We start from the raw sequence: 8015 nt of genomic DNA on the forward strand, positions 1-8015 counted from the left end.
ATTATAGTGCTACAGGAAGTGGTTCTCATATAGGTTATGATGAAGTAGTTGAGGTTAATTTGGATAATTCGTATACCAAACATTTTTTTACTAATTATGGAACAGATATTAATGGGATACCGCATTTTGATCAGTCCCCATTAGCAACTACAGGTTGGCAAATAGGGGATCAAAGTATTTATATGAAGTATTCTTCTTTAGAATGTGAACGGGGGAAAGCTATTGCTATTTATGACTTTAAGGACAATGATGTTCTCGTTAAAAAAAATAATTATACTTACAGATATGATTCAGCTAGATTTAATATTTACGAGAAAGAAATGACCTATTCGGATTCTTATAACGAAGGAAATGATGTATTGCTATTTGCAACAGCGACCAAAAATTTTACTTACGATTATTATCCAATTAAAAACGATGTTACAACTTATAATGCAAATGGAACAAATCCTATCACTACGACATCGAACTTTGTATATAATGCAAAAAATAAAGTAGTAAGTAAATCAATAACAACATCTATATCAGGACAAGATTTAAAAACTAATTATTTTTATGCTTATGATTTAATATCGGAACCTTTTATGCTAGATTTAGTGAATAAGTTTCAGATTTCGGAAGCAATAGCAGAAGATAATTATATAAATAATATATTAATTTCAAAACAAAAGACAACCTACGCCAACAATGCTACAACTAGCAATTTGTTGTTGCCTAAATCAATCTATTCAGCTAAATTTCCTAATGAACTTCCAAATATTTTGAATATTGGTCAACTTGAAAAGAAAATAACATATGACCAATATGATGACAAAGGTAATATTCAACAATACACTCCTGAAAACGGCACTTCAGTATCCATAATATGGGGATATGGCAAAACTCAACCTATTGCTAAAATTGAGAATGCAACTTATGCTCAAATTGCATCTGCATTAGGTATAACTCCTGCGTCATTAAGCACCTACACTGAAGCCAACCTTACGACTATAAATGGATTAAGAAGTAATGTCTCTTTATCAAATGCTTTAATAACCACATACACCCACAAGCCGCTTATAGGAGTAACTACTATAACAGACCCTAAAGGCTTCATTGCCTATTACGAATATGATAATTTTAATAGATTAGTACTTATAAAGGATCAGAATTCAAAAATTTTAAAAACGTTTTGTTATAATTACCAGGGGCAGGCAGAAAATTGTATAACAGTCATTGAATATAAAAACATAGTAAAAACAGGTAAGTATAAAAAGAATAATTGCGGTGCGGGTTTTGTTGGCTCTGATGTAGTGTATACAGTCCCTGCAAACACTTATTCTTCCAATAATTCACAGGCTGAAGCAGATAATTTGGCCCAAGCTGATGTTATTGCTAATGGACAAAATTATGCCAACACTAATGGAAGTTGTTTAGCTTTACCAGCTGCGCCAACCGGAGTAACCTTTACTAGTGCTACTGCTTCTTCAATAAACTTATCCTGGAATGCTGTTCCTGGGGCTACAGGCTACAATTTATACATAGGTGGTGTAGTTGTAGGGTACTCAGGTGTAACCGTTGCAACTTTAACAGGATTAACCAGCGGAACAGCTTATAGTATTCAGGTTCAGGCTTGCAGTTCTTTGGGTAATGGTGCTTTAAGTACTGCTGTATCAATGAGTACATTGCCCGCAGTACCAAATGCTGTTACTGGTTTGACTTTTACGAGTGCTACATCTTCAGTTATCAACTTTTCATGGGCAGCCGTTGCCGGGGCTACAGGTTATAAAATACATAAAAACGGAGCCTATGCAAGCACTATAGCTACTCCTACTAATACAGGCTCTCTATCAGGATTAGCCAGCGCAACACCTTATAATATTCAAGTCCTTGCTTACAATGCAGTTGGAGATGGTGCGCTTTCTTCTTCTGTGTCAATGAGCACTACGGCACCCTCTATGGGATTTTATAAAACATCGGGGACATACCCTACAGTGACAGGATCAACACTAAACGGTACCATAGTGAATACTTTGGCTAACCCTATTTATATTTATTTAGTGGTTCAATCTGCATCAACATCATCAGGAAGCGGAAATGGCAGTTTAAGTTATAATGGAACAACTATATCGGCAGGTGGAACTTTTACACAATATGGACAAAGTTTTGTTTCTACAAATTATATCTATATGGGGACGTCATCTTTAATTGTGTCTGGAGGCTATTATGGTAATACTGGTTCACAAATGATTTTAGCCTATTCGTTATCTCCAGGTGGTCCATTAACCTATTGGCCGAATTCTAATTAGTTAACAAAGATATTATCCTTATAAAAACACAACTATAAGCATTATGAAAAGATATATAACTTTTTTTCTTTTACTACCCATGTTGTTTTTTGGGCAAACCCAAAACTACATCAAAACAACTACCTATAAGCAAGCTAGTTTGGCTAGTATTAGTTCTCCAACACCAGCTCAAGCACAAGTAGATGTTACTTATTTTGATGGTCTGGGAAGACCCATTGAGCAAATTGCCAAACAGCAATCTAATTCAGGTAATGATATAATAACTCCTATTGAATACGAAAATGGGTATCAGATTAAGGAATATCTTCCTTATGCATCCACGCAGACGACAGCAGCTTACATTGCCCCACTTACTTTAGTACCCAATTTAATAGCACAATATAAAACTAATTATGGAACGGTAAATGATAATCCGTTCAGTGAAAAGCAATTAGAAGCATCACCGCTAAAGCGTGTTTTAGAGCAAGCTGCACCAGGAAACGATTGGTCTTTAATTAATAACCACACCATAAAGCTAGATTATCAAACCAACGCTGTCAGTGAAGTGATACTATATACGGCAACAACAAACTGGAGTACTTCCTTAGGTTTATTTGATATTAGTTTAGCAAATGCAGCTGGAACAGTTTTTTATAATGCCAATGCTCTTTATAAAAGTATTACCAAGAATGAAAACTGGCTGACTACACAACAATATCCCTTAGATAATACGACTGAAGAATTTAAAAACAAAGAAGGGCAGGTCGTCTTAAAAAGAACATACGAAACGGGTGTGAAACACGATACCTATTATGTATATGATATTTATGGTAATTTGACTTATGTAATTCCTCCAAAAGCGGATGTTGCAATTACGCCAGCAATCCTTAACGACTTATGTTACCAATACAAATACGATTACCGTAACCGTTTGGTAGAGAAAAAACTACCTGGAAAACAATGGGAGTTTATAGTTTATGATAAATTAGATCGTGTAGTTGCTTCAGGACCAGTATTTTCACCTTTTAATGATCCTCTGCAGGCAGGGGTTGTGGGATGGATGATCACTAAATATGATGTATTCAACAGGCCAATTTATACAGGCTGGGAACAATCCACTACAGTAACCAGTGCGGGCAGAGCAGTAAAACAAACCGCCGTCAATGGGCTAACTGTCTTAAGCGAAAGTAAAACAACAACAGCTACCTCTATTGATAGTCTCACAGGAATAGCTTATTATACCAATAATATCGCACCAACAACATTTAAGCTGCTGACGGTAAATTATTATGATAATTATAATTTTCAGGCTTTTACGCCCGCTATAGCTTATACAGCCCCTGTAGCATTTAACAACAGTACATTAAAGCCAAAAGGCCTGCCGACAGGTTCATGGGTTCGGGTACTCAGTACACTGGCCTCAACCACAGGTGAAAGTAGCTATATTTTGTATGATGCCAAAGCCAGGCCTGTAAGGAGTTTTAGTACAAATTATCTTGGTGGCTACACTCGAACAGACAGCAATTTCGATGCCTTTTCGGGACAGCTTCTTTCTACTGAAACCAGACACAAGCGTTTATCGGGAGATGCTGAATTGTATGTGAAAGACGCTTATATCTACACTCCTCAAGATCGACTCTTGACGCATACGCATAAGATTGGGACAGCAGGGGCAGAACAGCTTTTATATAAGAATGAATATAATGAATTGGGACAACTCATAGTGAAGAGAGTTGGCGGTTCTGATATTACTGGTACTAATCCTTTACAAAAAGTGGACTACAGTTATAATATAAGAGGGTGGATGACTGAAATTAACAAAACGGCTAATCTGACGCAAGGGACAGATCCAAAAGATTTGTTTGCTTTCAAAATCAATTATAATACAGTAAACACAGGTATAACAGGAGTAAAGGCTTTGTATAATGGCAATATTGCAGAAACGTATTGGAATACGGCAGATGTACAAAGGGCTTATGGTTATAAGTATGATAATTTAAACCGATTAACTACCGCTGTTTTCCAAAAAGCAGCTGTCACGACTAATGCATACAACGAAACTCTTGCGTATGATAAGAATGGAAATATTATGACTTTGGTGCGAAACGGCAGTAGTGAGACTGCCACCCAAATAGATAATTTGGTCTATAGTTATCTCAGTACTAATTCCAATCAATTAGTTAAAGTAATAGATAATGCTCCAGCAGGATCAAAGGTAAATGGTTTTGCAGATAGTACTACCAGTGGTGATGATTATGCCTATGATATTAATGGAAACTTGATAAAAGACAACAATAAAAACATCACAGTCATTACCTATAACCACCTGAACCTACCAAGCAAAATAACTTTTGGGACAACTGGAAATATTGCTTATCTTTACAATGCAGCAGGGCAGAAAGTACAAAAGATTGTGACCATTGCTTCTCCGAGCAGTGTCACAACGACTGATTATTTGGGAGGATATCAGTATCTAGGAGGTGCTTTACAGTTTTTTCCAACTGCCGAGGGGTATGTTGAATCCGTTACAGCAAGTTCTTTTAAATACGTGTTTCAATACAAAGATCATTTGGGAAATGTGAGATTGAGTTATAAAGACATTAGTGCTACAAGTACACCGTCTTTACAAATTCTTGAAGAAAACAATTATTTTCCTTTTGGACTTAAGCATATAGGTTATGGGCCTGCAATAGTTTCGACTAATCAAGCGTTAAAGTATAAGTACAACGGAAAAGAACTGCAGGACGACAATATTGGAGGCTCTCAGCTTAACTTGTATGACTATGGAGCTAGGAATTATGACCCTGCTATAGGTCGTTGGATGAACATTGACCCGTTGGCGCAAAAATATGTAAATATTTCCCCTTATGTGTATGTTGCAAATAATGTTATTAATGCTTTTGATCCTGATGGGAAAAAAATTGTGTTTGCAAAAAATGCAACAAAAGAATTTAAACAAGCTTTTAAAACAGCTATTAAGCATCTGAAAGCAAATAAAGCAGATGGTATTTTTGCAAAATTAGAATCAAGAAAAGAAACCATTACTATCGCAGAAGGAGTAAAAGGAAATGATTCTTACTCTTCTAGTTCAAAAACAATAAATTGGGATCCAAGTAAGGGGCTTTTGACAAATGAAGGGGTGGTGATTTCTGCTACAACGGCTCTAAATCATGAGGGGGATCATGCGCTACAAAGTGTAGTGAACCCAAAACAATATTCTGCAGACTTAGCGACACCTGTTGTAGGCTATGATAATAAGGAAGAACAAAGAGTTATTGAAGGGAGCGAGCAAGAAACGGCTAAGGCACTTGGCGAAATAAAAGAAGGAGAAGTCACGCGTAAAGATCATGGAGGTGTTGCATTAATTGATACAATAAACCCTACATCTACAACTGCTACTAACGAAGTTATAATTACATCCGAAAAAAAAACAGAGAATAAAGAAAAACAAAAATGATGAAAAAAAATATTTTTTTAATTGCTATTTTTTTTAATTTAGGATGTAGCATTCCAGAAAAGAAAGTCACTATGATTTTTGTACAGCGGGTTGATTTAGAAATAACAACTATTACTCGTATCGATTGTGATATGTTTGAGCATACTTTTGAAAATGATAAAGAATTCAAAAACTATGTAATTAAAGAAAAAACTGTTTTAGATAAAGTTAAGAACATTCTTGATACCATAAAGCTTTCCAATAAAGGATATGATATTGATGTCAGGGAAAAAATTATTATTTTTTACTCAGATAGCACAAAAGATACATTATGCACAAGTTTAACGGGTTTAAAGTTAAATGGTAATTTAATGGAAATAGACAACAAGTCATTAGATTTTATTCATAAGTTATAAATAGCTAACGTGATAATGTCCTGCACGTGATATGAACTTTTTATAAAAAGGAGTTGCTTATAATTTATTCGCAGTAACGATAAGGGGGAGCGGTTAAATACAAAATGTAATTTTATAACAAACAATAGAAAGGCTTTTACTGGGTAAATCGAAGTAAGAGACTTTGTGTGATGAAGAAGGAGTTGGTAATATTTGATTTTATATTTCTAACGTATTGAAAAAGAATATTTATTGAAAAGTTAATTAGTAAAGGATGAGCGTTATTGCTTATCCTTTTTGTTTTCATATTGTGGTAATGTATCAGATGTGTTGTGCCTAAACAGCTAGTTATTCAGCAAGATAGTCCAGTATTTGTTATGAGGACTCAAAAGGTATTCATAAAGTAATTGATACTCTGATGTCTCTCCTTAACGCTTCTTTTTTATGCTAAATTCTCCGATTTAGTTCTTCATTTTACTTCTCCGACCGTAGGAATGTATATATATATTCAGCCCACGCATACGGTGTGATAAATTAAATTCTACCAATTCTAAGGATTCATAATTTCACTGTTTCATTTTGAAACACTTATTTTCCCAGTCAAAAAAAATATTTGCAAAAAAAAGTGCCAAAAGGCTACATTTTTGAAAGTTTGTTAGTATTTATAAACGTAGATGATTGACTTACTCCCTTGTATGGAGTTCCTGTATTTGCCAATAACGTGATACTAATCAACAATGAAATGAAATATGAAGATTTAAAGAAATTTATAATAAGCCCGAAATCGAGTAAAAGTACAATCTACCGATTTTACAAAAAGAATGAAGACTTATTTTTAGAAACTAAGTTTACAAACGGAAAACGTTTTTTTCCAGTTGACCACGCCAGATATTTTGACAGCGAAATCATGTTTGATGAGAACAAAATCTTAAGACAGGAAAACCAGTCTATGCGAAATCTTATCGATTGTCTAGCTGATAAAGAAAGTTTATTGCATACTTCTGGGTGATGGACAGGAATTTTATGGCTGAGTCATTTATTTATTGGGAAGATCGTCAAAATCATTTCCTTACTAAATAATTCTATTCAATATTTAGTAGCAAAAATCTTTGTAAAAAGAAAGAATTGTACACCTAAAATAGTATTTTTGAACATTAGTATTAATGTATTATTTAGATTATCTTCATGAATAACAAAATAAAGTTATCTTTCTTTTTATTATTAATCTCATTTATTTCTTATTCTCAAGGTGAAGCCAATATTTGGTATTTTGGAAATCATGCAGGATTAGATTTTAATAGTGGCAGTCCTGTTGTTTTAACAGATGGCCAGCTCAACACATATGAGGGTTGTGCTACAATTGCTAATGCAGCCGGTCAGCTTTTATTTTATACCGATGGCATTACTGTTTGGAATAGAAACCATCAGGTAATGTCAAATGGTATTGGTCTGTTGGGTGATTCATCAAGTACACAGTCAGCTATTATTGTTCCAAAGCCAGATAGTCCCTTTATTTATTATATTTTTACTGTAACCGAATTAGGATATCCTAATGGTGTACGATATTCTGAAGTTGATTTAAGTTTAAATGGTGGATTGGGAGATATCACTCAAAATAAAAATATATTATTAGTAACACCTGCTTGTGAAAAAATTACAGCAGTAAAAAATGCTAATGGAAAAGATTATTGGGTGGTAGTTCATGGATATGGGAATAACAGTTTCTTATCATATAAAATAACTGATACAGGACTTAATTTGACACCAGTAATAAGTAATGTAGGTTCAATTATTGAAATTGATAAAGATTATACGGTTGGATATTTAAAATTTTCTCCCGATGGCACTAAATTAATTTGTGTAAATAATAAATTAAATGTTGAATTGTTTGATTTTGATAGTACTACGGGGCTTATT

4 protein-coding genes and 1 pseudogene are annotated in these 8015 nt (G+C 34.2%); all 5 read left to right on the top strand.

Features of this window, described 5'->3' with window-relative positions:
- Positions 1–2288: DUF5977 domain-containing protein (locus VFS71_RS07695; protein WP_326400347.1), on the top strand; the 2288-nt coding region annotated here is incomplete at its 5' end.
- 43 nt (positions 2289–2331) lie between these two features.
- Positions 2332–5724: a DUF6443 domain-containing protein gene (locus tag VFS71_RS07700; RefSeq protein WP_326400348.1), complete on the top strand. Its 3393-nt coding sequence runs from the start codon at positions 2332–2334 to the stop codon at positions 5722–5724.
- On the top strand, positions 5724–6119 hold the full coding sequence (locus VFS71_RS07705) for a hypothetical protein (RefSeq protein WP_326400349.1): 396 nt from the start codon (positions 5724–5726) through the stop codon (positions 6117–6119). The genes VFS71_RS07700 and VFS71_RS07705 overlap by 1 nt, the downstream gene beginning before the upstream one ends.
- A gap of 721 nt (positions 6120–6840) precedes the next feature.
- Complete coding sequence (locus tag VFS71_RS07710) at positions 6841–7107, top strand: hypothetical protein (RefSeq protein ID WP_326400350.1); 267 nt, start codon at positions 6841–6843, stop codon at positions 7105–7107.
- Positions 7108–7283: 176 nt separating this feature from the next.
- Positions 7284–8015: pseudogene (locus VFS71_RS07715) on the top strand (hypothetical protein); the annotation flags it as partial.

Source organism: Flavobacterium sp. (genome assembly GCF_035760125.1).
In the GTDB taxonomy this organism is placed as follows: domain Bacteria; phylum Bacteroidota; class Bacteroidia; order Flavobacteriales; family Flavobacteriaceae; genus Flavobacterium.

Excerpts from the sequence above, each read along its gene's own strand:
- VFS71_RS07710 (WP_326400350.1), top strand. The coding sequence starts at position 6,841 with ATGAAATATGAAGATTTAAAGAAATTTATAATAAGCCCGAAATCGAGT.
- VFS71_RS07705 (WP_326400349.1), top strand. The coding sequence starts at position 5,724 with ATGAAAAAAAATATTTTTTTAATTGCTATTTTTTTTAATTTAGGATGT.
- VFS71_RS07700 (WP_326400348.1), top strand. The coding sequence starts at position 2,332 with ATGAAAAGATATATAACTTTTTTTCTTTTACTACCCATGTTGTTTTTT.